The following is a 24,749-nucleotide window of genomic DNA, read 5'->3' as shown; positions in this document are numbered from 1 at the left end:
CCAAGGAGGAGCCGATGCACGCGCCAACCACCGCGCCAAGAGACAACAACTTCGATTTCCTGCGCTTCTTTGCCGCCTCGATGGTCGTGTTCGGCCATAGCTACGGCCTATCCGGTCAGGCGGACCGGGAACCTCTGCGCCTGTTCAGCGGCAGCTACGACTCGGCGGATATCGCCGTACACGTGTTCTTCGTGATGAGCGGTTTCCTCATTGCGGCGTCCTGGCTGAACAGCCGCAGCGTGCTGGATTTTGCCGCCAAGCGAGCCCTGCGCATCATGCCGGCACTGATCGTCTCGGTGCTGTTCGTGGTCCTGCTGATCGGCCCGCTGGCCACCGAGCTGCCGCTTGGCGATTACTTCACCGCCCCCGGCACGCTCGCCTACCTGGCCAACGCCGCGCTGATCACCGAGTTCCGCCTGCCCGGCGTATTCGAGGCCAACCCGTTTCCCCACAGCGTCAACGGTTCGCTCTGGACACTGCCTTACGAAGTGCTGATGTACGTCACCGTGCTGACGCTCGGAATCGTCAAGGTATTCGGCCGCAGCAGCGCGCTGATCGGCCTGATTCTGATGGTGGGCGTGCACTTCCACCTGATGCCGATCTACGAGATGCAGAGCGACCTGCTGCGCAAGGCCACTCGCCTGGGGATGTTCTTCTATGCCGGCGTGCTGCTCTATCTGTACCGGCACCTCGTTCGCTGGAACTGGAAAATCGCCGCGCTGCTGGTTGCTGCCAACCTGGTGAGTGCCCGCACCGATCACTGGGAGCTGGTGCACGTGCTGACCCTGCCCTATCTGACGCTCTACCTCGCCCAACTGCGCATTCCGAGGCTGTCCGGCTTCGGCAAGGCCGGCGACTTCTCCTACGGCCTGTACATCTTCAGCTTCCCGGTCCAGCAGCTACTGATGCACTGGACCGACGGCCAGCTGCCACTGATTCCCTTCATGCTCCTTGGCTTCGCTGCCAGCCTGGCGCTCGCGGTGCTGTCCTGGCACCTCGTCGAATCGCCAGCGCTTCGGCTCAAGCGCTACCTGCCGCGCCAGAGCCCCTCAACGGCGCCGGTAGTTGCGACATCCAATCGCTGATCGCTAGAAATCCTCTACGGGACTGGCGAGCGCGTCCTTGAGCTTTCTTGCCTCCAGTTTAGGAAACGAAAAACGGACGGCAAGTATCGAGTCAGCGCCGTCATCCATTATCACCAGCTCAGCGACACGCGTATTGTCCTTGGCGGCAGCTACGGCTGTCGTGACATTAGGATGCTTCTTGGCGCGATCCAGGCCTTCGATGAAGGTGTAGGTTAGGTTTCCTGCGTTAGCCGCCACGCTTTCGTAACTGGACAACTTTGCTGCGAAATCCTGCCGGCTGCTACGGCGGTCCAGATCAAGAAGATCAAGCTGCGAACTGGCATCAGCCAGTGAGACAAGCGCAAAGGTCTTAGCCAGCGCAGCGACCGCCTGTACATAGGCCTGCTGCTCAAAAGCTGACAACAGACTGACCATATAAAGCTTGTCGCCGGAGAACAGTAAAGCGGCAGTAAAAGCGTGCCCCACGAATTTGACGTCATCTATGCACAGTGCGGTGGCGCCAATTTCTACAGAACAATCGTAATAGCCAGCTTGATTGCTGTATTTGCTGAACGGCGCGCCATACACATGCTCCTTGAACAGCGCATCATCGGCCAAAGCGCTCGTGCACAACGCCATGGCAGCGGTCATCGCCAGGCCTTTCGATAGCAACGTTTTCATGAAGTCCATTTCCCCGGTTGAATAAAGGCGGCAATGATAGGCTTTTGATACCTCGCGCAACACGATTCGCAGTACGACCGCCGCATGCGACCAATGGTTCGAGGTTTAGCCCAGCCAGACCGCCACGCTCCCGGCCAAGGCAATGGAACGGTGAACCGCTGAACGGTCGAGCGCTGCCGCTTTCAGTCTGGCTAAAAAATGCTCAGCTCTATATACTCGCGCGCCTTTTTAATGCGTGGTTTTCGAGGTTCAAAGTCGATGAGCAAAACGCCAACAGTCGGGTTCGTCAGCCTGGGGTGCCCAAAGGCAACCGTCGACTCCGAACGCATCCTCACCCAGCTGCGCATGGAGGGTTACCAGATCGTGCCGTCCTACGAGGATGCCGATGTGGTGGTGGTCAATACCTGCGGCTTCATCGACAGTGCCAAGGCCGAATCGCTGGACGCCATTGGCGAGGCGATCGCCGAGAACGGCAAGGTGATCGTCACCGGCTGCATGGGCGTGGACGAGAACAACATCCGTGGCGTGCACCCCAGCGTGCTGGCGGTTACCGGCCCGCAGCAGTACGAGCAGGTGGTCAATGCGGTGCACGAAGTGGTGCCGCCGAGCATCGAGCACGATCCCTTCGTCGATTTGGTGCCGCCACAGGGCATCAAGCTCACCCCGCGTCACTACGCCTATCTGAAGATTTCCGAAGGCTGCAACCATACCTGCAGCTTCTGCATCATCCCCTCCATGCGCGGCAAGCTGGTCAGCCGCCCGGTGGGCGATGTGCTCAGCGAGGCCGAGCGCCTGGTCAAGGCCGGCGTCAAGGAAGTTCTGGTGATCAGCCAGGACACCAGCGCCTATGGCGTCGACCTTAAGTACAAGCTGGATTTCTGGAACGGCCAACCGGTCAAGACGCGCATGCTCGAGCTGTGCGAGGAGCTGGGCAAGATGGGCGTCTGGGTGCGCCTGCACTACGTCTACCCCTACCCCAACGTCGACGACGTGATCCCGCTGATGGCCGCCGGCAAGATCCTGCCGTACCTGGACATCCCCTTCCAGCACGCCAGCCCGAAGGTACTCAAGGCCATGAAGCGTCCGGCCTTCGAGGACAAGACCCTGGCGCGCATCAAGCAGTGGCGCGAGATCTGCGCCGAGCTGACCATCCGCTCGACCTTTATTGTCGGCTTCCCCGGCGAGACCGAGGAAGACTTCCAGTACCTGCTCGACTGGCTGACCGAAGCCCAGCTCGACCGCGTCGGCTGCTTCCAGTATTCGCCGGTCGAAGGCGCACCGGCCGAGACCATGGACCTGGAACCGGTACCGGACGAGATCAAGCAGGACCGTTGGGACCGCTTCATGGCGCACCAGCAGGCCATCAGCGCCGCGCGCCTGCAGCTGAAGGTCGGCAAGGAGCTGGACGTGTTGATCGACGAAGTGGACGACGACGGTGCCATCGGCCGCTCCTGGGCCGACGCCCCGGAGATCGACGGCATGGTCTACGTCGACAGCGAACAGCCTCTGCAGCCGGGCGACAAGGTCCGCGTGCGTGTCACCAACGCCGACGAGTACGACCTCTGGGCCGAAGTGATCTGAGCTGATCGGTTAAACAAAACGCCCCGCTTCTGCGGGGCGTTTTCATTTCTGCGCTACGAGCCCTGGGCAGCCCGGTGGAGGGAAACGGCGAAGCCTTTCCCACCGACTGATTGCGGGCTCATCAACGCTGCGGCGGTTGCCGCACCGGCGCATTGCCGGCCACGTAGTACTTCGCCGTGCTGCGCGGCAGCGGCTCATGACCGCGAATCCGATCGGCGATCTTCTCGGCGATCATGATGGTGGTCGCGTTGAGGTTGCCGGTGATGATCTGCGGCATGATCGAGGCATCCACCACGCGCAACCCTTCCAGCCCATGCACCCGGCCCTGGCCGTCGACCACGGCCATGCCGTCGCTGCCCATCTTGCAGGAGCAGGACGGGTGATAGGCTGTCTCGGCGTGCTCGCGGACGAAGGCGTCCAGCTCGGCATCGCTCTGCGCATCGATACCCGGGCTCAGCTCGCGACCGCGGTAAGGGTCGAGCGCCGGCTGGGCGATGATCCCGCGGGTGATGCGGATGGCATCGCGGAACTCGCGCCAGTCCTGCTCGTGGGCCATGTAGTTGAACAGGATGCTCGGGTCCTCGGCCGGGTCGGTCGAGCGGATCTCGATACGCCCGCGGCTGGGCGAGCGCATCGAGCCGACGTGGGCCTGGAAACTGTGACCGTCATGGGCGTTGCTGCCGTTGTAGCTGACCGCCACCGGCAGGAAGTGGAACTGGATGTTCGGCCATTCGAACTCTTCACTGCTGCGGATGAAGCCGCCGGCCTCGAACTGGTTGCTGGCGCCGATGCCGCTGCCGAGGAACAGCCATTCGGCGCCGATGGCCGGCTGGTTCCACCATTTCAGCGCCGGATACAGCGAAACCGGCTTCAGGCACTCGAACTGCAAGTACATCTCCAGATGGTCCTGCAAGTTCTGGCCAACGCCGGGCAGCTCGTGGACAAGTTTCACGCCGACCCGGCGCAGCAGCTCGCCCGGCCCGACGCCCGAGCGCTGCAGGATCTGCGGCGAGGCGATCGCCCCGCCGCACAGCAGCACCTCGTGACGCGCACGCACGATGTACGGGTCCTTGCGATCGCGCAGGTAGCGCACGCCCACCGCGCGCTTGCCTTCGAAAAGGACCCGATCGGTCACCGCGTGCGTTTCGATGGTCAGGTTCGGCCGCTCCCTGGCCTGATCCAGATAGCCGCGCGCCGTGCTGGCGCGCCGGCCCTGGGGCGTCACGGTACGGTCCATCGGGCCGAAGCCTTCCTGCTGATAGCCGTTGAGGTCGTCGGTACGCGGGTAGCCGGCCTGCACACCGGCTTCGACCATGGCGTGGAACAGCTCATTGTTGTCGGCCTTCGGCGTGGTCACGCTGACCGGGCCGACAGCGCCATGGTAGTCGTTGGGGCCGATGTCGCGCGATTCGGCCTTGCGGAAATACGGCAGGCAGTCGAGGTAGGTCCAGTCTTCTAGTCCCGGTGCCTTGGCCCAGTTGTCGTAGTCCAGCGCGTTGCCGCGGATGTAGCACATGCCGTTGATCAGCGATGAGCCACCCAGGCCCTTGCCGCGACCGCAGTCCATGCGACGGTTGTTCATGTGCGGCTCGGGGTCGGTCTTGTAGGCCCAGTTGTAGCGCGTGCCCTGCAGCGGATAGGCCAGCGCGGCGGGCATCTGGGTCCGGAAGTCCAGCCGGTAGTCCGGGCCGCCGGCTTCCAGCAGCAGCACGCTGACGTCGGCATCCTCGGTCAGGCGCGCGGCGAGCACGTTACCCGCCGAGCCGGCGCCGATGATGATGTAGTCATATTCCATGGTTCAAACCTCCTTCAGAACACCGAGGCGAACTCGCCCAGCTCTACCTGTACCGATTTGACCCGCGTGTAGTGCGCCAGCGAGGCGATGCCGTTTTCGCGGCCGATGCCGGACTGCTTGTAGCCACCGACCGGCATCTGCGCCGGCGATTCGCCCCAGGTATTGATCCAGCAGATGCCGGCCTCGAGGCGATGGATGATGCGGTGCGCCCGCGCCAGATCGCTGGTGACCACGCCGGCGGCGAGGCCGTACTCGGTGTCGTTGGCGCGGCGGATGACTTCGTCCTCATCCTGATACTCAAGCAGGCTCAGCACCGGGCCGAAGATCTCTTCGCGCACGATGCTCATGTCGTCGCTGCAGTCGCTGAAGACGGTGGGTGCGACGAAGGCGCCCCTGGTGTACTCGCCCTCGGTCACCCGCTCTCCGCCACAGAGCAGCCGCGCGCCGGCGGCCTTGCCCTGAGCGATGTAGTCGAGCACCTTGTTCATGTGCGCGAAGCTGACCAGTGGGCCGAAGTTGGTCTCATCCTGCTGCGGATCACCCAGGCGAATGCGCTGCACGCGCTCCAGCAGCTTGGCCTCGAAGGCCGCTTTCAGGCCCGCGGGGACGAACACCCGGGTGCCGTTGGTGCACACCTGGCCGGAGCTGAAGAAGTTCGCCATGACCGCGATATCGGCCGCGCGGTCCAGATCGGCGTCCTCGCAGACGATCAGCGGCGACTTGCCGCCCAGTTCCATGGTCACGTCCTTCAGCGAAGAGCCTGCCGCGCTGGCCATGACCTTCTTGCCGGTCGCCACACCGCCGGTGAAGGACACCTTGGCGATGCGCGGGTGCTCGGTGATCAGCGCCCCGACGCCGGCGCCACTGCCAGTCAGCACGTTGAACACGCCATCGGGCAGCCCAGCCTCGCTGAAGATCTCCGCCAGTTTCAGCGCGCTCAGGGGCGTGACCTCACTGGGCTTGAAGATCATCGCGTTGCCCGCGGCCAGCGCCGGAGCGGCCTTCCACAGGGCGATCTGGATCGGATAGTTCCAGGCACCGATGCCGGCCACCACGCCCAGCGGTTCGCGCCGGGTGTAGACGAAGCTGCTGTCGCGCAGCGGAATCTGCTCGCCCTCGATGGCCGGAGCCAGGCCCGCGTAGTACTCCAGCACGTCGGCACCGGTGACGATGTCAACGCTGCGGGTCTCGCTCAGCGGCTTGCCGGTGTCCAGGGTTTCCAGCAGGGCCAACTCGTCGTTGCGCTCGCGCAAGAGATCGACCGCGCGCCGCATGATGCGCGCACGCTCGATGCCGGTCAGTGCTGCCCAGACGCGCTGGCCCTGCTCGGCGCTTTCAACCGCACGTTCCAGATCGGCCGCACCGGCCTCGGGCACTTCGGCCAGGACTTCGCCGTTGGCCGGGTTGATGCTCTCGAAGGTCTGGTTGCTGCTGGCGTCGACGTAGCCGCCATGGATATAGAGTTGCTGCCGTGGGAAACGGGCCATGTTCTACCTCTTCGTACTGGTCGTGGCGGCAGCGGATCGACACTACCGCGACATGAATGGAACGCCTCGGGGATCGCCCGAGGCGTGCAGGGTCAAGGTGTCGGCGTTGCGCCCGGGTTGGGCATGCCGCTTTCACCACCACCGTTCTCGCGCTGCAGATGCAGGAAGTGCATGTGGTGCTCGTAGTGGTCGAGGATGTCCTCGATCAGCTGGCGCCGGGAGTAGCCCATCAGGTCGTAACCCAGGCTGCCCTGACGCAGATGCACCTCGAGCCGGTAGTAGTCGGCGTTGCCGCTCTGCGTGCGCAGGGCAAAGGATGGCATGGTGCCGCGCACCGGCCAGATCTGGTAAGTGAAGTCCTGCTCGCTGCCCAGATTGACGTGCAGCGCCAGGTGCTCGTTGCCTGGCTCGCCTTCGACGATATCCACCGGCACGCCCTTCTCGCCCAGCGCCTTCTGGATCTCTTCCATCGCCGGCTTGCAGACATCCTTCAGGTAACGACGGATCTGCGAACGGCTGGGGAAGCTCATCGCCCGCGACAGCCGCTGACTCCAGTTCATCTGCGTGTGTTCCAGCGTAGCGCGCCCGGACAGATAGCCGGACAGGCTCTTCTGGTAGCTGTCGGCCATGACGCCCTCGACGTGCAATGCCTTGAACAGCCCGTACATCATGAACAGCAGGACGATGGAGAACGGCAGCCCCATGATCACCACGGTGCCCTGCAGCGCGGTCAGGCCGCCGGCAATCAGCAGCGCCAGGGTGAGCACGCCGATGATCGCCGCCCAGAGGATGCGCATCCACACCGGCGCATCGCTGTTCACATCCTTGAGGATGGAGGTGAAGTTCGACAGCACCAGCGAGCCGGAGTCGCCTGAGGTAACGAAGAACACAATGGCGAGGATGGTCACCACGATGGTGGTGAGACCGGCCCAGGGCAGGCTCTGCAGGAACAGATAGATCGACGAGCCAGGGTTGCTCACCGCCTGCTGACCGAATTCGAGGGCACCGCCCATGACCATCTCGATGGCGCTGTTACCCATGATCGACATCCAGGCCATCATGAAAGCCAGCGGTAGCAGCAACGTGCCGATGACGAACTCGCGGATGGTACGCCCCCGGGAAATGCGAGCCAGGAACAGGCCCACGAACGGTCCCCAGGCAATCCACCAGGCCCAGAAGAACACCGTCCAGGCGTTCAGCCAGTCGGTCGGCCGGCGGTAGGCGTAGGTGTCCAGCGACAGGCTGATGAAGTTGGAGAAGTAGTCGCCAACGTTCATCACCAGCGCGTTGAGCAGGAACACCGTATCGCCGACCACCAGCACGAACAGCAGCAGCAATACCGCCAGCAGCATGTTGAATTCGGAAAGCCGGCGAATCCCGCGCTCGACCCCGGTCGCCGCCGAGATCGCCGAGAACACCACGATCAGCACCACCAGCACGGCCTGGGTGAAGGTGCCTTCCGGTACGCCGAAGATGTAGTTGAGGCCGAAGTTCAGCTGGATGATGCCGATGCCGAGACTGGTGGCTATGCCGAACACCGTGCCGAGCACCGCGGCGGTATCGACGGTATGCCCGATGGGGCCGTGGATGCGCTTGCCGAAGATCGGATACAGCGCCGAGCGGATCGACAGCGGCAAGCCTTGGCGGAAGCTGAAATACGCCAGCGACATGCCGACCAGGGTATAGACGCCCCAGCCCGAAAGCCCCCAGTGCAGAAAGGTCAGCTCCATGGCGTGGCGTGCGGCCTGGGTAGTGCCGCCCTCGCCTACCGGCGGCTCGAGAAATTGGGTGATGGGTTCGGCGATACAGAAAAAGAGCAGGTCGATGCCGATCCCGGCGGAAAACAGCATCGCCGCCCAGGTGACCACGTTGAATTCGGGTTTGGAATGATCCGGCCCGAGGCGGATCTTGCCGTAGCGGCTGGTGGCGACGATCACCACGAAGAGCAGGTAGACCAGCACGGCGAGAAAGTAGAACCAGCCGAAGCTGTCGGATATCCAGCCAAGCACCGTATTGATGACCGCTTGGGAGCGATCAGTGAAGAACATCGTCCATATGGCAAACGCCACGATGGCGATTGCGGAACCGTAGAACACTACGGGATTGATCCGGTCAGCCGGCGCTTCGGAATCATTGGGCGAGAGCTCAGCCTCGTTCATCAGTTCGATCTCCTGAACTTGTTCTGGCTTTACGACATCGCAGTGCGACGTATTGCGGCAGGTGGCGGGCAAATCTTTCGAAATTGCTGCGCACCAAGGGCGGGATGGGCATGCATAGCGGCCGTACTGATGACAGCCATGCCCGTCGGCAAGCTGCTGCCGACAAAAATGAAAGTTGAATCATGCTCCCATAATGGCGAAGTCGGCGTGCATCCTACACGATAAGTGTCAATTTCGCGAATCACGGCGAAATCGGCACCATCCCAAGCGCCTTGATCCGCGCCTTCGGTCAATGCGAATCGCCTCGCCACGAGCGGCGCAGCGCTCCGCCCCCGCTCGGCGTTTTCAGCGATTGTGCGCTGACTTATGATCGGCCCCGCGTAGCAGCATCCTTCTTCCCATTCCACCTGCAGAGATGAGTTCATGTCGTCCGATCCTCGCTTCACCGCCATGCCCGACGCCAACGGATATTTCGGCCCCTATGGCGGCCAGCTGGTCCCACCGCACCTCAAGCAAGCGATGGACGACATCAACCTTGCCTACGAGGAAATTCGCCAGCGCGATGACTTCCAGCAGGAACTGGCCGCACTGTTCGCCGACTACGTAGGTCGGCCAAGCCCGATCTTCCATGCGCGGCGGCTGTCCGAGCAGCTCGGCGGCGCGCAGATCTATCTGAAGCGCGAAGATCTCAACCACACCGGCGCGCACAAGATCAATCACTGCCTGGGCGAGGCGCTGTTGGCCAAATTCATGGGCAAGAAGAAGGTGATCGCGGAGACTGGCGCCGGCCAGCACGGGGTTGCCCTGGCTACTGCCTGCGCGCTGGTCGGCATTCCCTGCGAGATCCACATGGGACAGGTGGACATCGAGAAGGAACACCCGAACGTCACCAAGATGAAGATCCTCGGCTGCAAGCTGGTAGCGGTCACCCGCGGCGCCGCGACGCTCAAGGAAGCGGTGGATAGCGCCTTCGAGGAATACCTGAAGGACCCGCACAACTACATCTACGCCATCGGCTCGGTGGTCGGCCCGCACCCGTTCCCGAAGATGGTTCGCGACTTCCAGTCGATCATCGGCACCGAGGCCCGTGAGCAGTTCCTCGCCAAACATGGCCGCCTGCCCGACCACGTGGTTGCCTGCGTCGGTGGCGGCTCCAATGCCATGGGCATGTTCACCGCCTTTCTCGAAGATGCTGCGGTCGAGCTGGTGGGTATCGAGCCGGCCGGCGAAAGCCTGGACAAGCCCGGTCGCCATTCGGCCACGCTGTCCAAGGGCAAACCCGGCGAACTGCACGGCATGGCCTGCTACGTGCTGGAGGATGCAGACGGCAACCCATCGGCAGTGCACTCCATCGCCTCCGGCCTGGACTACCCGGGGGTCGGTCCGCAGCACAGCTACCTGAAGGACATCGGCCGGGTGAACTACCAGACCGCGACCGATCAGGAATGCCTGGATGCCTTCATGACTCTGTCGTGCGTGGAAGGCATCATTCCCGCCCTGGAAAGCGCCCACGCGGTGGCCTGGGCGATTCGCACCGCGCCGACGCTGAGCAAGGACAGCCATATCCTCGTCAATCTATCTGGCCGCGGCGACAAGGATGCTGATTACGTCGCCAATCTGCTCGGCCTGTAACACGTCAACGGCGGGCCGGCGATGCATGTGCGTGTCGGCCTGCTGGAAGCGCAACGGGCGGCCATAGCGGGTAAGATGCGCAGCCGCCCGACTGCTTCCCAGGCCAGCCTTCATGGATCACAGCGTCTCGCCGATCGGCTACGTCCGCTCCTGCTTCAAGGAGAAGTTCGCCATCCCCCGCCAGCCCAGCCTGGCGCCAGCCGCACGTGGCGTGCTGGAACTGCTGCCGCCGTTCGACAGTGGTGATGCGGTAGCCGGGCTCGAGCAGGTCAGCCACGTGTGGCTGCTGTTTCTCTTCCATCAGGCGCTGGAAAGCAAACCCCGCCTCAAGGTTCGCCCGCCACGTCTGGGCGGCAATCGCATGGTTGGCGTGTTCGCCACGCGAGCAACGCACAGACCCAATGGCATCGGTCAGTCGGTGGTCAGGCTGGATAAGGTCGAGCCGGGACGACTGTTCATTTCCGGCATCGACCTGCTGGACGGCACCCCGGTGCTGGACATCAAACCCTACGTGCCCTACGCCGATGCGCTACCTGACGCACGCAACGACATGGCCGCCGATGCGCCAGAGTTGATTGAGGTGCAATGGTCGGAATCGGGATTGCTGCAAGCCCGCCGCGAAGCACTGCGCCTGGGCGAGCCTCTGGTCGAACTCATCGAACAGTGCCTGGCGCAGGACCCGCGCCCGGCCTATCAGAAGCCGGAGCCCGAACGGCGTTACGGCGCGCAGTTATGGGATGTGGACGTACGCTGGCACTACCCGACGCCAGGCGTGATCCGCGTTCTGGAAGTCGCGCCAGCAGCGCCGCAACCGGCCTGATGCCGGTGCGGCGCTCCCGTCATTTACCAGCAGGTGTCAGCAACAGGCGCTGCGTGCCGTAGACCTTGTCGAGATTCTCCGTCTTGAACGGGAAACTCATGTAGTTCGCCTTCATCCACGCGTCGATGCCATCGGCGTAGTGAGGGCTGGCCGGATTGCCCGACTGGCCTGAACTGTTGAGGCCGATCATCGGCTCGTCGCGGCCAAAGTCGACGAGAATGCGCATCGCCGGGATCAGCCAGGTATCGAAGTCCGTTCCCAGATGATAGGCCGAGGCATTCAGCGTGCTGTGGTCGCCGCCCATGGCAAAGGGGCCGCGATCCAGGTAGCTGCCGATGGCGTTGATCTTGCTCCGCTGGCTGGCCGGCATATGCGGCGCCAACTGCGTCGCGCCGGAGGTCCAGCTGGCAGTGTGCAGCTTGCCCCATTGCCAGGCGCTGCGCCCGTTGCCCAGACGGCCTTCCAGCAAGGTCACTGCTGCGGCCAGGCTGCGCGCGAGGATTGCCGGCTTGTCTTCGGCATGCGCGGTGCGCTGGTCATTCCAGAACGGGCTGTCCTCGCGCCCGAGCAGATGGTCGGCCTGGGCCGAATAGGAGGTGTTGGCCGTCTGCACCAGCGCTCGCCACGCCTGCGTATCTTCCGGCCCCAGCTCGTCGAGGAACGTCTGCCGCGCGCTTTCGTGCAGGAAAGCGCCATACAGCGCAGCATCGGCCGAATTCGCAGCGAGCTTGCCGTTGAACGCCATCAGTCGATCCAGCGCTTCTCGCGCCTTGCTGCGTTCGGCGGCCGGCAGTGCATCGATCGCCTTGCGCAATGGCTCGGCCATGCCCGGCGCCTCGAACATTGTCCTGAGCTTGGCGGCGAACGGCGTGACCTGGTCGTACTGCATCGCGATAGTACTGCGGGTGTCATGCTTGCCCCGCCCCGCCAGTTCCGCCAGGCGCTCATAGCGCTCGGGACCATACCAGGAGCTGGAAAGCTGCATCCCGTAACCGCGCGGTACACTGCGATGGTTGGCGGTGCCGAGCCAGCCCTGGATCGGATCCTGGTCGTAGGGATGCAGCATCGGATCAGCAAAGCCGTCCCATTCATAACGATTGTCCCAACCCGGCGACGGCACCAGCCCCAATCCCTCGCGACGATTTGGGAAGCGTCCGGTGACCTGCCAGCCGATTCCCTGCTGGTCAGCAAACACCAGATTCAGCGCCGTCGCACGAATTTCGCGGGTCGCCTCGAAGGCCTGATCCACCGATTGCGCGCGGGACAGATCGAAGAAGGCATCCAGGGTGCGATCGGCCTCCAGCTGCGTGGTTTTCAGCGCAAGGCCGTAACCACTGCGGAGCTGTAGCGGTTGCAAGGGGTGCTTGCGCTCGCCGAGCGTCGTGTTCAGCAGAGGCCCATTACGGGTTTCGTAGATGGTCTCGCGAATCGGCCGCTCGCCTTTGACGAAGTAGGTTTCGTGCCGCTCGCGGGCCTGCAGCCACTTGCCATCGGCCAGGTACATCAGCCGCGAGCCTTCGCGGCGCACCTGCTCGAGATAGAGGTCCTGATTGTCGCCCATCACCATGGTCATGCCCCAGCCGAGCTTGCCGTTGAAACCGGCGACCATTGCGGGCACCCCGGCGATGGTGACACCCGCGGCAAGGAACTTCGGTGCGCGGACCTGCATGAAATTCCAGTACGAAGGCATCGACAGCGGCAGGTGCGTGTCGTTGGCCAGAATCGGTTTGCCGCTACGGGTGTTGCTGCCGGCAATGGCCCAGTTGTTCGACGCAGCCATCCCAGTCGGGGTCAACGATGCCAAGTTTTGCGCCGCCTGCTCGATCGCCGCCAGCTCTGGTACCGATCCACCCAGTGCGAGTCCCTTGAGCTTGTCGGCTTCGGCGAACGGCAATGCTTCGTCCGGATAGATCGGCAGCAACCAGGCGAGCTTGTCGCTACCCACCTTCTGCGCCAGCAGCAGCGCCGCCACTTCTTCCTGCAGATTCTGCGAAAGCCCGAAGTTGAGCAAACAGAACACCAGCACCGAGTCCTCGGGCTTCCAGTACTCAGGCTTGTAGCCGGACTCGGCAAGGTCCATCGGCAGCTTGTCCTGATGGCGATACAGGTAGGCGTTCACGCCGCGGGCGTAGACCTCGAAGAACTTCTTCATCCGCGGCGAGGACTCGCGATAGAGCAGCTCGGCGCTCTGGCGCAGATTCACCGCGCGCATGAAGCGGTCGGTCTCCAACACGCCGGGGCCGACCATCTCCGCCAACCTCCCTTGAGCCATCAGCCGTAGGCTGACCATCTGGCTCAGACGATCGGTGGCGTGGACGTAACCCATGGCGAACAGCGCATCGTGGAACGACGAGGTTTCGATCAGCGGCATGCCCAGCGAATTGCGCCGGATGCTCGCGCTGCCTGCCAGGCCGGTCAGCGGCTGAATGCCCTGCGACGGCGGCAGGCTGGCGCTGTAGCGATTATCGAGATAGGCCTGACAACCGCCAAGGCCGGCCAGGCCGAGCGCGGCCCCCAGCGTCAAGCGAACCAGGGCGAACGGCAGACGCAGAGACATCAAAGACTCCTGAGCGAGCTTGGCAAGGGATGGTACTGACAGATTAGAGGGCGCGCGGCGAAGAAGATCGGTCGATCAGGCCGCGTCGCGGGATTTTGGCAGAGCTTCGTCGAGCAGCCAACGGGCCGAACGTCGAGCCTCGGCCTTGTGCTGCAGCTCGAGGGCACTGAACTGCGCTTCATGTCGGCGCCGCTCCTGCTTGTCCAGAGCCTTCCAGGCCGCATGGGTCGGCACTTGCTCGGTGGCCTCGAACAGCTGCTGGAAGACCTGACAACGAGGATGCTGCCCCAGCGCCACATCATAGTTGTCGAGCAGCACCTTGATGCGGATTGCCCCTTCGATGAGCGGGACTTGCTCCTCCAGCAGGCAGCTGGCGAGGATTCGCAGATCCTCCGCCAGCGCGGTCTGCTGCTGCGTCCGCGCCTCTGCCTGCAACCGCTCGTTGCGCCAGACACGGCGCCAGAGATACAGCGCATAGCCACCCAGCGCAGCAATCAGCAGCGCGGCGATGACGAACAGACCGATGGCCAGGGTCATGACAGGCTCAGGCGCCGTGGCATTTCTTGTACTTCTGCTGGCTGCCACAAGGGCACGGGTCATTGCGACCGACGTCCTTCAGCGGGTTACGCACAGGTTCGTGGCTGTGATTGCAATGCGGGCCATGAACGTGGTGATGGTCATGGTCGTGATCGTGGTTGCAGTCGGGACCATGTACGTGGGGTTCTTGACTCATCTGGGTACTACTCCGGAATAAAGTTGCCCGGGATTATCTCGCCATTGTTGGAAATGTGCACGCGCCGGCCCATCATCAGCCCGGTCTTGAGCTCACCGGCCAGGCGGTAGGCGATCGGACGGTCGGGTTTCTCCAGCAGGCGCACGATGTACTTCATATGACGCCAGAGGTTGGTGTGCACCGGCACTTCGTAGTACTCGAAGCTGTTGGCGGGCACCGTCAGCCAGCCACTGGACTCGCCACTGGCCAGCTCCACATCGTTGAGATGGACTTTGTAGATCAGCCCTCGCACCGGCAGGCTGTGATCGTTGGGGTTGTCGATACGAAAGCGCAGCATGAATTGCTGTTCCAGCAGCCGCGCCTTGATGATATCGACCTTGGTGAGCTCGACCGTAGGGTCCTTGAAATCACCCGAAAACCAGGTCGAGCATCCGGCCATGCCGCCAAGCAGGCAGAGCAACACGACGGTTCTAAGAATTCTTATTGTGCGTGCCTGGCAAAACATTCCGGTACTCCAAAGGACGGCCAAGTGTAGCAAGCAGCATGCTTGCCGCAACGGGGGCCACCGCAAAAATACCAGTCTCAGGCCGCAATATGACAACGACGTTTCAGACAAAGCGCTCCCGCATTACAGTGCGCCGCGGATCACTCACGTCGCTAGCACGTTTGCGAGGACCAGTCGCGCCTTGCCTATGCCGGCAGCCAGTGCCGCCTCGATCTCGGTCATGGTGATCACCCCGCTCGCCTTGCCGGCCGCCGGATTGACCACCAGCGCCAGGCAGGCATAAGGCAGGTCGAGTTCGCGCGCCAGCGCAGCCTCGGGCATTCCGGTCATACCGACGATGTCGCAACCGTCGCGTTCCATACGGGTAATCTCCGCTACTGTTTCCAGCCGCGGCCCCTGCGTGCAGCCATACACACCGTGACTGCTGAACGCATAGCCCTCGGCTGCGAGTGCGCCGATCAGGCGCTCGCGCAGCGCTTCGTCATAGGGATAGCTGAAATCGATGTGGGTCACATGATCTATATCGCCTTCGAAGAAGGTGTGTTCGCGACCGTAGGTGTAATCGACAATCTGATGGGGTACGCAAAAATGTCCGGAGCGCATGGCCGAATGGATGCCACCGACCGCATTGATTGCAAGAATCGCCTCCGCCCCGGCCTGCCTCAGCGCCCATAAGTTGGCTCGGTAATTCACCTGATGTGGCGGAATGCGGTGCGGATGGCCATGCCGTGCAAGGAACAGCACCTCTCGGCCGCTGTATTCGCCACGCAGGATCTCACCGGACGGGCGCCCGTAGGGCGTATCGATGAGCTGCGCGCGCTGCATCTTGAAGCCGCTCAACTGAGTCAGGCCGGTGCCGCCGATGATGGCATGGACAGTCATGGGTATTCCTTGAAAGAAAAAGGGTCAGTCAATCAGGTCGGCGGCCTTGAGCGCGCCAATCGCGTCAAGCCAACGCGGATTCTGCTTGTACTCAGCAGCGAACTCCCGGCGAGCGCGCATACGCGAAAGCGCAGGCGGCGCCGTGACGCTGAGGCGCTGCAGCGCAGCCAACGCGAGTTCAGCCGCCGCCCGATCATTGCACACCAGCCCCATGTCACAGCCGGCAACCAGCGCTGCCTGGATGCGATCGGCCGCATCGCCGGCGACGTGCGCGCCCGCCATCGACAGATCGTCACTGAAGATCACGCCCTTGAAGCCGAGCTCGTTACGCAGGATGTCCTGCAGCCAGCGCCGCGAAAAACCTGCGGGCTGGTCATCGACCTGAGGATAGATCACGTGCGCCGGCATGATCGCATCGAGCGTGCCGCTCAGCGCCTTGAAGGGAATCAGATCACAGCGGCGCAACTCTTCAAGACTTCGTTCGTCGACCGGGATTGCGACATGGGAGTCCGCCTCGGCCCAGCCATGACCGGGAAAGTGCTTGCCGGTTGCGGCCATACCCGCCGCGTGCATGCCACGGATGAACGCGTCGATCAGCACTACGGCGGCCTGCGGATCGCCTTCGAATGCACGCGTTCCCACCACGGCACTGCGCTGGTGGTCAAGATCGAGAACCGGTGCGAAGCTGAAATCCAGGCCCGCAGCGAGTACCTCGGTCGCCATCACCCAACCGCAGGCTTCCGCCAGCCGCGGCGCGTCGGAGCAGCGCGCAAGTTCGCGCATCGGCGGAAGCCGTACGAAACCCTGGCGCAGCCGCTGAACGCGGCCACCCTCCTGGTCCACCGCCAACAGCAGGTCTGGCCGCACGGCTCGAATCGATCGACACAGCTCGTCGACCTGGCGCGAGTGCTCGATGTTTCGGGCAAACAGAATAAGCCCACCGACCTCGGGCTGGCGAAGCAGCTGGCGATCTTCGGCAGTCAACCAGGTACCAGCAATGTCCAGCATCAGTGAACCGTGCATATGCAAAGGAATCCTTATTCGAGTTCAGCGGCAGCCCAATCGGGACAGGGCGCCTCGTCGATGCGCACCGCACAGTGAGGCGGCACCAATGGGAAGAGTTGCAGCAGGTCGGAATTGCGCATGCGAATGCAACCATGGGAAAGAGGTACGCCCATCGGCTCACAATCGGGGGTGCCGTGAATGTAGATGTAACGGCGGAAGGTATCGACCTGCCCCTGGCGATTGACTCCAGGCTCGCACCCGCTGAGCCAGAGAATCCGGGTCAGGATCCAGTCACGACCGGGAGAAATTCCGTGAAGCTCAGGGGACCATACCTCCCCTGTCCAGCGCCGCCCACGCAACACCGCACCTTGAGGCAAACCGTCACCGAGGCGCGCACGCACCTGATGCAGACCGCGCGGCGTGCAACCGGAACCGTTCAGCTCGCCCGCACCATTGCGTGCCGTAGAGACAGAAAAGCGCAGACGCAACTGGCCCTCGGCGAAGCCGTAGAGCTGCTGATCGGCGATGGAAATATGCAGAAAATCGAGAAATGCCATGGGCGGCTAGCTTAGCCGATCACCCGGCAGGCTTGTAGCTCAAGCCTTCGCCGGAATGGCCACTGCGTTGCGCCGTGCGATCGGTTGCGCGGCCGCCAGCGTGTTGTCATCAATGCCACTGTCGGCGCGCATGCCGGCCGCGAGAAACGGCACCATCATACGCATGACCTGCTCGATCGAGGTTCTGACGCCAAAATCGTTCTCGGAAATAGCGCGCAGTGCCTTGATACCCGACATGCTGAATGCGGCCGCACCAAGCATGAAGTGCACACGCCAGAACAGTTCGATGGGCGGAATGGCCGGCGCCGCATCATGCACCTTGAGCATGTAGCGACGGAACACCTTGCCGTACATATCTTCCAGATAGCGGCGCAGGTGGCCCTGGCTCTGACTGAAAGACAAGCCCAGCAGGCGCATGAAGATGGACAGATCATCGCCGCTGCGCGGTTTGACCGCCAAGGCCTGCTCGACGAGGATTTCCAGCAGTTCCTCGAGCGTGTCCTTCTTGTCGGTCAATGCCTCGCGTCGATCCAGTTCACGCTCGAGACTGGCACAGAATGGCCCGAGAAAACGCGAGAACACCGCCTGGATCAGCGCCTTCTTCGAACCGAAATGATAGTTCACTGCCGCGAGGTTGACCCCAGCCTTGCTGGTGATCAGGCGAAGCGAGGTTTCGGCGAAGCCTTTTTCCGCGAACAGCTGTTCCGCTGCATCAAGAATGCGCTCAACTGTTTCCGACTGCGCCATGCCCCCTCCGAAAGACAAACAACTGTTTGAAACTTACGTTTCACCGACCGGCAAGTCAACCACGAAACGCCTTGTGGCACTAGCGTCATTGTCGCAGACAGACCACGGAGCACGCCGGATGTGCTTTCTAAACCATCATAATCATTCGTTGCCAAGGCCGGATCACTGTATATAATCCCAGTCACTGTATAAAAGAACAGAGACCGACATGATCAAGCTGACGCCTCGCCAGACGGAAATCCTCGCGTTCATCAAGCGCTGCCTGGAAGACAATGGGTATCCACCCACTCGCGCAGAGATCGCTCAGGAACTCGGCTTCAAGTCACCCAACGCTGCCGAAGAACATCTCAAGGCACTTGCCCGCAAAGGCGCTATCGAGATGACGCCTGGGGCGTCTCGCGGGATACGTATTCCGGACTTCGAACCCGCCGCATCCGAAAACGGCCTGCCGATCATCGGCCGCGTTGCAGCTGGCGCGCCGATTCTGGCGCAGCAACATGTCGAGGAATCCTGCCAGATCAGCCCAGGCTTTTTCCATCCGCGTGCCGATTATCTGCTACGCGTGCACGGCATGAGCATGAAGGATGTCGGCATCTTCGACGGCGACCTGCTCGCCGTGCACACCACCCGCGAAGCGCGCAACGGCCAGATCGTAGTCGCTCGCATTGGCGACGAAGTCACGGTGAAACGCTTCAAGCGTGACGGCAAGAAGATTTGGCTGTTGGCGGAGAACCCCGAGTTCGCGCCCATCGAGGTGGACCTCGAACAGCAGGAACTGGTGATAGAAGGCTTGAGTGTCGGCGTCATACGCCGCTAAGGAGAAGGTTCATGCAGTACCAGACCAGCACTTCCCGGCCCCAACTTTCGTTGTTCGACGGCGTCATAGCGCAAAGCCTGGCGCCGTTCGGCAGTCTCAAACCACGCACCAAGCCCGAGCAGGAAAAGGAACACCTGAGCGAGTTGAGCCTGAGCGGCAGCAGCGAACACTGCCACCTGTTGCTCGCTCCAGTCCTGCGTGAACTCGGTGATGCGACAGACAGTCGGTGGCTGACGCTGATCGCACCGCCCGCTTTCCTCTCGCAGAACTGGCTGCGTAAATGCGGCCTGAATCGCGAACGGATCATCCTGCTGCAACCACGCGACGCGGAAGGTGCGCTGGAGCTCGCCTGCAAGGCCTTGGCCTCAGGCTGCAGCCATACCGTGGTCAGCTGGTTTGATCAGCTCAATGGTGCGACCCGCAGCAAGCTCCGTGCTGCAGCGAGCTTGGGCGATGCGCAGAGCTTGAATATTCGCCTGGGATGCTGAGCGACAGAGCACAAGGAAGTGCCGTTACATCGCTTATGGGGTCCTGACGGTACTGCGTACGAGTTCCAGCACGCTCAGTGCAGAACACGCGGCTCGTCATCGTCACGCTCGAAATCACCTTCCGACATACGGCCAGCCATCTGAACGCCGATGTTGAACATCGCCTTGGCGATCTCGACGTGTTGCCCCTGCAGGAACGCCTTGGCATCGCTGGAGAAATCCAACGTGACCAGCACCTCTTCGTCCTCGGCACGACGAAGCACGATGCGCCCGTCCGGTAGCTCGACGATTTCCAGAAAAGATGTAGGCATGGATCAGCTCCGCGTGAAAGGCCGCCATTGTAACAGCCGACCAGTCTCTGGGCAGCCTTTGCTGAGTCGCAGAGCACCGATGCAGCCCATCGACGCATGCACTGCGGCGCAATCAAACCATCCACCTCCAGAAAACGGTACGCACATGAGGCAGTGCCACGTAGCATGCGCTGAAAAAAGCGCGTGCACGCCGTGCCTCGCAATAAGGACTTGCGCATGACCACTCGCATACTTCTGCTTACCGCTCTGGCCATGCTGGCCTTCGCTGGCAATTCCATACTTTGCCGTATCGCCTTACGGGACACCGCCATCGACCCTGCCAGTTTTACCGGTCTACGGATCCTTGCCGGAGCACTCACGCTCTGGCTTCTGTTACAGATCGGTAAGACCAGACAATCAGCAGGTGGCGACTGGTTGAGCGCCCTGGCACTGTTCGTCTACGCGGCCAGCTTTTCCTATGCCTATATCAACCTGGATGCCGGAGCGGGCGCTCTGCTGCTATTCGGCGCAGTGCAGTTGAGCATGCTTGCGTGGGGCTTGCTGCGCGGCGAGCGCTTCAGCGGCGGGCAGATTGGCGGTTTGCTGCTGGCGTTGAGTGGGTTGCTGATCCTGCTGCTGCCGGGAAGCCGTGCACCCGAATTGGATGGCGCACTGCTCATGCTGCTGTCCGGTGTTGCCTGGGGCATCTATTCGCTGCGCGGACGGGGCGCGAGCAATCCTCTGGCAGCAACTGCGGGCAATTTCATCAAGGCCGTGCCATTCGCTGCAGTGCTTTGTCTGGTGATGCTTGGCCAGCAGCAATGGGATGCGCCAGGAATCATGTACGCCCTGCTCTCCGGGGCGCTGACATCTGGCGTCGGCTATGCCATCTGGTACGCAGCGCTGCCCGGTCTTGTGGCAATACAGGCGGCGAGCGTGCAGCTCAGCGTTCCGCTACTCACCGCCATTGCCGGGGCTGTGCTGCTGAATGAAGCGCTAACGGCAACGCTGATTATCTCAGGCGCCGCGATTCTCGGCGGCATCGCCATGGTCCTGAGCATCAGGCACCGCAGCTGATACCGCGGCACCCGCTGTCACCACTCGGTGAGCGACTCACGAAAACGCAACGCCAGGCCTTTGAGGTTCTGTCGCCAGGCTTCCAGCTCGACACGCGACAGCGGCGGCACTTCATCCTCGACACTGACTGCCTCGATCAGCGGCTGCCGCGGATCGGTCTTGGCCTTGGCAGGAGCGCGTGGCGGCTGGAAGAGCTGCTTGTAGGCAGCAAGCAACTGTCCGAGCCAGGTGCTTGGCTGCTCCGACAACTCCAGCAATTCGGCGAGTTCCGGGCTCGGCGCAGCATCGAGCACGCTACGGGTTAGAAACGCCTCGACCATCGGCGCATCCGCACCGGGCGATCGGTAGTAACCAGCGATTTCATGGCACAGCCCAAGCAAGGCACCGTAAAGGTGGAACAGGCAAGCCTCGCGCTCAGCCTGAATCATGCCTTGAGAATTCATCGAGGCAGACTCTTCGGCCTTGCGCCAGCTTTCCAGTGACAAGCCGGCGAAGAAGATCTTCTGATTGGTGCGCGTGTAGAGCTCGTGAGCCATGGCATGCCCTCCGAAAGAAGATGAACAGAGAATGGACCTTCACAGGTTGCCGCACCAGATCGGCTGACGAAGCGTCAGCCGATCTGAAGAACGCGCGCCTTCCGGCCGACCCGCTGAGTGGTCGACCGCAGCGAAATCAGCGCTTGTCTTCGACCTTCCACTTGCCGCCGTCGTAGAACGCCTTCCAGCCGGTCGGCTTGCCGTCCACTTCGGTCTGCACATACTGCTCCTTGGTCTTGCGGCTGAAGCGGATGACCGCAAAGCGGCCTTCCGGATCTTTCTGCGGCGCATCGAGCAGGAAGTGGTACTTGGGATCGATCTCGTCCTTGTGCGGAATCAGCTCACGCACCAGGGGCGCGCGGGTTTCGCGATTCTTCGGGAACTGACTGGCAGCAAGGAACAGCCCGGAAGCGCCGTCACGCAGCACGTAGGTGTCATCGACCTTTTCGCACTTGAGCTCGGGCATCTTCACCGCATCCATCTTCGGCGGCGCGGCCTCACCGTTCTTCAGCAGCTTGCGGGTGTTCTTGCACTCGGCATTGGTGCAACCGAAAAACTTGCCGAAACGGCCGGTCTTGAGCTGCATCTCGCTGCCGCACTTGTCGCATTCCAGGCTGGGACCTTCATAGCCCTTGATGCGGTACTGGCCCTTCTCGATCTCGTAACCGGAGCAATCCGGGTTGTTGCCGCAGATATGCAGCTTCTGCGTCTCGTCGAGCAGATAGGCATCCATCGCGGTGCTGCAGATCGGACAGCGGTGCTTGCCAAGCAGCACGCGGGATTCGGACTCGCCCTCGTCATCGGCCGCAATCTCGTCACCTGGGATCAGGTTGACCGTCGACTTGCAGCGCTCCTTCGGCGGCAGGCTGTAGCCGGAGCAGCCAAGGAACACGCCGGTGGAAGCGGTACGGATCATCATCGGCCGACCGCAGACCTTGCAGGGGATATCGGTCAGGGTCGGCTGGTTGGCACGCATGCCGTTCTCGCTGGCTTCGGCAACCTCGAGCTTCTTGCGGAAGTCACCGTAGAACTCGTCCAGCACGTGCTTCCAGTCGCGCTCGCCCTGGGCTACGTCGTCGAGATGCTCTTCCATGCCGGCAGTGAAGCCGTAATCCATCAGATTGTTGAAGCTCTCGGACAGACGCTCAGTGACGATGTCACCCATCTTCTCCGAATAGAAACGGCGGTTGTGCAGCGAGACGTAGCCGCGGTCCTGGATCGTCGAAATGATCGCGGCGTAGGTGGACGGCCGGCCGATACCGCGCTTCTCCATCTCCTTGACCAGGCTGGCTTCGGAGTAGCGCGCCGGCGGCTTGGTGAAGTGCTGGCTCGGGTCGAGCTTGAGCAGCTTCATGTCGTCGCCCTTGTTCATCTCTGGCAAGACGTCATCCTCACCGGCCTTGCTCTGCTGCGGCATGACCTTGGTGTAGCCGTCGAACTTCAGGATGCGGCCCTTGGCGCGCAACTCGAAATTGCCGGCAGCGACGGTCACGCTGGTGGACAGGTACTGTGCCGGTGGCATCTGGCAGGCAACGAACTGGCGCCAGATCAGCTCATAGAGGCGCTCGGCATCACGCTCCATGCCTGACAGCTGGGTCGGCCGCATGTTGACGTCGGACGGACGAATCGCCTCGTGCGCCTCCTGGGCGCCCTCCTTGCTCGAATAGACGTTCGGCTTCTCCGGCAAGTACTTGTCACCGAACTCGCTTTCGATGAAACCGCGCACCATGCCGACCGCATCAGCGGAGAGGTTGGTCGAGTCGGTACGCATGTAGGTGATGTAACCGGCTTCGTACAGGCGCTGAGCCATCATCATGGTCTTCTTCACGCCGAAGCCGAGGCGATTGCTCGCCGCCTGCTGCAGGGTCGAAGTGATGAAGGGGGCCGAGGGCTTGCTGCTGGTCGGTTTGTCTTCGCGTTTGCTGACGCTGTACTGCGCGCCCTTGAGCTTATCCAGTGCAGCAGTGGCTTGCGCTTCGTTGAGCGGCTTGAAGGCTTCGCCGTTTTCACGCGCGACCTCAAAGCGCACCTTGGCCTGCTGAGCATTCGCCAGGTCCGCGTGTACTTCCCAGTATTCTTCCGGAACGAAAGCACGGATCTCGCGTTCGCGCTCGACAACCAGCTTCACCGCCACCGACTGCACGCGACCGGCAGACAGACCGCGGGCGATCTTCGCCCACAGCAGCGGCGACACCATGTAGCCGACCACACGATCAAGGAAACGACGCGCCTGCTGCGCGTTGACCCGGTTCAGATCGAGCTCACCAGGCTTGGAGAACGCCTCCTGAATCGCCTTCTTGGTGATCTCGTTGAACACCACGCGCTTGTAGCGGCTGTCATCGCCGCCAATCGATTCGCGCAGGTGCCAGGCGATGGCCTCCCCCTCTCTATCCAAGTCGGTCGCGAGATAGATGGTGTCGGCTTCCTTGGCCAGACGACGCAGTTCCTCGATGACCTTCTCCTTGCCCGGCAGGATCTCGTACTTGGCCTTCCAGCCGTGCTCCGGGTCGACGCCCATACGCGTGACGAGCTGGCGCTTGGCCTTCTCCTTCGGCGACAACGCTGGCGCCTCGGCGGCCGCGGCCTTGCCGCGCTTGACCGGCTCCTTGTTGGCAGAACCGCTGGTGGGAAGGTCGCGGATATGGCCGATACTCGACTTCACCACGTACTGGTTACCCAAATACTTGTTGATTGTCTTGGCCTTGGCCGGTGATTCCACGATGACCAGCGATTTACCCATGGAGAGGAGAGTTCCTGAATCTAGAGGTGAACAGAGGCGGCGCCTCCGACAGTTTGAATACCCGTACCGGCGCTAATCGGCAAGGCATCGGCGTACGTTAGTGCGCGTTTTGCGAACGGGCCGACCTGGCAGGACAATTTGTGCTGCTCGGCTCCGTCTGGTGCGAATCAGAGCAGCGGTTCGATGCCATAAACCAGACGTCGAGGTTTTCGCTCTGCCTAAAAAGCACCGCTATATATAGTGGCGATGGACGTGAGGTCAAGGGCGAGCCTGATGGCCGCATGCCAGCTCAGCCTTCAAAAACACTCTTTTCCGCTTCGATCAATGCGAAACGCGGGACCGTTTCGCCATTGACTTCGACGCTCTCGCTGAACATCGACAACGGGCGCACCCAAAGTCCGCGTTCCCCATACAGCGCCTGGTAGAACACCACAAACTCCTCGGTCTCGGAGTGCCGCGCAACGGCGAACACGCGATACTCCGGCCCCTTGTAATGGCGATAACGCCCCGGCTGCAACTGCATGCCTACCTCCACACAAATACAAAAAAGAAAAACCGGGGCACCAGGCCCCGGCTTCCATGCACCGGCTGACAAT

Annotated in this window: 24 protein-coding genes; 7 read left to right on the top strand and 17 right to left on the bottom strand. The window is 62.2% G+C overall.

All coding sequences use genetic code 11. The annotated features are described in order from the left end of the window. Positions 1-14: 14 nt before the first annotated feature. Positions 15-1,085, top strand: coding sequence for an acyltransferase family protein (locus LW136_RS09970; protein WP_234175097.1), 1,071 nt, complete (start codon positions 15-17; stop codon positions 1,083-1,085). Positions 1,086-1,088: 3 nt separating this feature from the next. Here the strand turns inward: LW136_RS09970 and LW136_RS09965 are convergent, their stop codons facing one another. Next, positions 1,089-1,745, bottom strand: coding sequence for a hypothetical protein (locus tag LW136_RS09965; protein WP_046620644.1), 657 nt, complete (start codon positions 1,743-1,745; stop codon positions 1,089-1,091). Between the two features lie 258 nt (positions 1,746-2,003). On the opposite strand from LW136_RS09965, the gene rimO reads away from it, so the two are divergent. Further along, positions 2,004-3,326, top strand: a complete 1,323-nt coding sequence (gene rimO / locus LW136_RS09960) for a 30S ribosomal protein S12 methylthiotransferase RimO (RefSeq protein WP_234175096.1) — start codon at positions 2,004-2,006, stop codon at positions 3,324-3,326. Between the two features lie 121 nt (positions 3,327-3,447). On the opposite strand, the gene betA is transcribed toward rimO, so the two are convergent. From betA to LW136_RS09940, 4 genes are all read right to left on the bottom strand, one after another. Further along, positions 3,448-5,121, bottom strand: coding sequence for a choline dehydrogenase (gene betA, locus LW136_RS09955; RefSeq protein ID WP_234175095.1), 1,674 nt, complete (start codon positions 5,119-5,121; stop codon positions 3,448-3,450). A gap of 14 nt (positions 5,122-5,135) precedes the next feature. Further along, a complete protein-coding gene (gene betB, locus LW136_RS09950) occupies positions 5,136-6,608 on the bottom strand; it encodes a betaine-aldehyde dehydrogenase (protein ID WP_234175094.1) in 1,473 nt (490 codons plus the stop codon). 92 nt (positions 6,609-6,700) lie between these two features. Continuing rightward, on the bottom strand, positions 6,701-8,767 hold the full coding sequence (locus LW136_RS09945) for a choline transporter (protein WP_234175093.1): 2,067 nt from the start codon (positions 8,765-8,767) through the stop codon (positions 6,701-6,703). 29 nt (positions 8,768-8,796) lie between these two features. After that, the gene (locus LW136_RS09940; RefSeq protein WP_234175092.1) at positions 8,797-9,192 is read right to left on the bottom strand and encodes a hypothetical protein; all 396 of its coding nucleotides are present in this window, start codon (positions 9,190-9,192) and stop codon (positions 8,797-8,799) included. Here LW136_RS09940 and trpB point away from each other — a divergent pair. Continuing rightward, positions 9,191-10,399 (top strand): tryptophan synthase subunit beta, encoded by a 1,209-nt coding sequence (gene trpB / locus LW136_RS09935; RefSeq protein ID WP_234175091.1) that lies wholly within the window; start codon positions 9,191-9,193, stop codon positions 10,397-10,399. The genes LW136_RS09940 and trpB overlap by 2 nt on opposite strands. A 112-nt stretch (positions 10,400-10,511) precedes the next feature. Continuing rightward, a complete protein-coding gene (tsaA, locus tag LW136_RS09930) occupies positions 10,512-11,219 on the top strand; it encodes a tRNA (N6-threonylcarbamoyladenosine(37)-N6)-methyltransferase TrmO (protein ID WP_014820585.1) in 708 nt (235 codons plus the stop codon). Positions 11,220-11,238: 19 nt separating this feature from the next. Here tsaA and LW136_RS09925 read toward each other — a convergent pair whose 3' ends face one another. The 8 genes from LW136_RS09925 to LW136_RS09890 all read right to left on the bottom strand — a co-directional run bounded on the left by LW136_RS09925 (position 11,239) and on the right by LW136_RS09890 (position 18,205). Next, the gene (locus tag LW136_RS09925) at positions 11,239-13,776 is read right to left on the bottom strand and encodes a penicillin acylase family protein (protein WP_234175090.1); all 2,538 of its coding nucleotides are present in this window, start codon (positions 13,774-13,776) and stop codon (positions 11,239-11,241) included. Between the two features lie 75 nt (positions 13,777-13,851). Beyond that, positions 13,852-14,313 (bottom strand): DUF2489 domain-containing protein, encoded by a 462-nt coding sequence (locus LW136_RS09920; RefSeq protein WP_003302495.1) that lies wholly within the window; start codon positions 14,311-14,313, stop codon positions 13,852-13,854. A 7-nt stretch (positions 14,314-14,320) separates the two neighbouring features. After that, positions 14,321-14,509, bottom strand: a complete 189-nt coding sequence (locus LW136_RS09915; protein WP_003302497.1) for an SEC-C metal-binding domain-containing protein — start codon at positions 14,507-14,509, stop codon at positions 14,321-14,323. A 7-nt stretch (positions 14,510-14,516) separates the two neighbouring features. Then, a complete protein-coding gene (locus LW136_RS09910; RefSeq protein ID WP_376752382.1) occupies positions 14,517-15,014 on the bottom strand; it encodes an LEA/WHy family protein in 498 nt (165 codons plus the stop codon). A gap of 144 nt (positions 15,015-15,158) precedes the next feature. Then, positions 15,159-15,896: an S-methyl-5'-thioinosine phosphorylase gene (locus LW136_RS09905; protein ID WP_234175089.1), complete on the bottom strand. Its 738-nt coding sequence runs from the start codon at positions 15,894-15,896 to the stop codon at positions 15,159-15,161. A 24-nt stretch (positions 15,897-15,920) separates the two neighbouring features. Further along, a complete protein-coding gene (nagZ, locus tag LW136_RS09900) occupies positions 15,921-16,919 on the bottom strand; it encodes a beta-N-acetylhexosaminidase (RefSeq protein ID WP_234175088.1) in 999 nt (332 codons plus the stop codon). Positions 16,920-16,933: 14 nt separating this feature from the next. After that, entirely contained in the window at positions 16,934-17,458 is a 525-nt protein-coding gene (locus LW136_RS09895) for a L,D-transpeptidase (protein WP_234175087.1), read from the bottom strand. 39 nt (positions 17,459-17,497) lie between these two features. Further along, positions 17,498-18,205: a TetR/AcrR family transcriptional regulator gene (locus tag LW136_RS09890; protein ID WP_011912890.1), complete on the bottom strand. Its 708-nt coding sequence runs from the start codon at positions 18,203-18,205 to the stop codon at positions 17,498-17,500. A 208-nt stretch (positions 18,206-18,413) separates the two neighbouring features. Between LW136_RS09890 and lexA the strand changes: the two genes are divergently transcribed. Together lexA and sulA are read left to right on the top strand one after the other, a co-directional pair. Continuing rightward, the gene (gene lexA / locus LW136_RS09885; protein WP_003285564.1) at positions 18,414-19,022 is read left to right on the top strand and encodes a transcriptional repressor LexA; all 609 of its coding nucleotides are present in this window, start codon (positions 18,414-18,416) and stop codon (positions 19,020-19,022) included. A gap of 11 nt (positions 19,023-19,033) precedes the next feature. After that, positions 19,034-19,510: an SOS-induced cell division inhibitor SulA gene (gene sulA, locus LW136_RS09880; RefSeq protein WP_003285565.1), complete on the top strand. Its 477-nt coding sequence runs from the start codon at positions 19,034-19,036 to the stop codon at positions 19,508-19,510. Between the two features lie 74 nt (positions 19,511-19,584). Here sulA and LW136_RS09875 read toward each other — a convergent pair whose 3' ends face one another. After that, positions 19,585-19,821 (bottom strand): hypothetical protein, encoded by a 237-nt coding sequence (locus LW136_RS09875; protein WP_234175086.1) that lies wholly within the window; start codon positions 19,819-19,821, stop codon positions 19,585-19,587. 216 nt (positions 19,822-20,037) lie between these two features. Here LW136_RS09875 and LW136_RS09870 point away from each other — a divergent pair, with 216 nt between their 5' ends. Continuing rightward, on the top strand, positions 20,038-20,877 hold the full coding sequence (locus tag LW136_RS09870; RefSeq protein ID WP_234175085.1) for a DMT family transporter: 840 nt from the start codon (positions 20,038-20,040) through the stop codon (positions 20,875-20,877). Between the two features lie 17 nt (positions 20,878-20,894). Here LW136_RS09870 and LW136_RS09865 read toward each other — a convergent pair whose 3' ends face one another. The 3 genes from LW136_RS09865 to LW136_RS09855 form a co-directional block, all read right to left on the bottom strand. Then, on the bottom strand, positions 20,895-21,413 hold the full coding sequence (locus LW136_RS09865; protein ID WP_234175084.1) for a DUF6586 family protein: 519 nt from the start codon (positions 21,411-21,413) through the stop codon (positions 20,895-20,897). Positions 21,414-21,549: 136 nt separating this feature from the next. Then, entirely contained in the window at positions 21,550-24,153 is a 2,604-nt protein-coding gene (topA, locus tag LW136_RS09860) for a type I DNA topoisomerase (protein ID WP_003285574.1), read from the bottom strand. Between the two features lie 289 nt (positions 24,154-24,442). Next, positions 24,443-24,676, bottom strand: a complete 234-nt coding sequence (locus LW136_RS09855) for a DUF1653 domain-containing protein (RefSeq protein ID WP_003285576.1) — start codon at positions 24,674-24,676, stop codon at positions 24,443-24,445. Between the last annotated feature and the right edge of the window lie 73 nt (positions 24,677-24,749).

This window comes from Stutzerimonas kunmingensis (assembly GCF_021432085.1).
GTDB lineage: Bacteria > Pseudomonadota > Gammaproteobacteria > Pseudomonadales > Pseudomonadaceae > Stutzerimonas.
The sequence above is the reverse complement of the archived record's forward strand: the minus strand, read 5'-3'. Positions and strand labels throughout refer to the sequence as shown.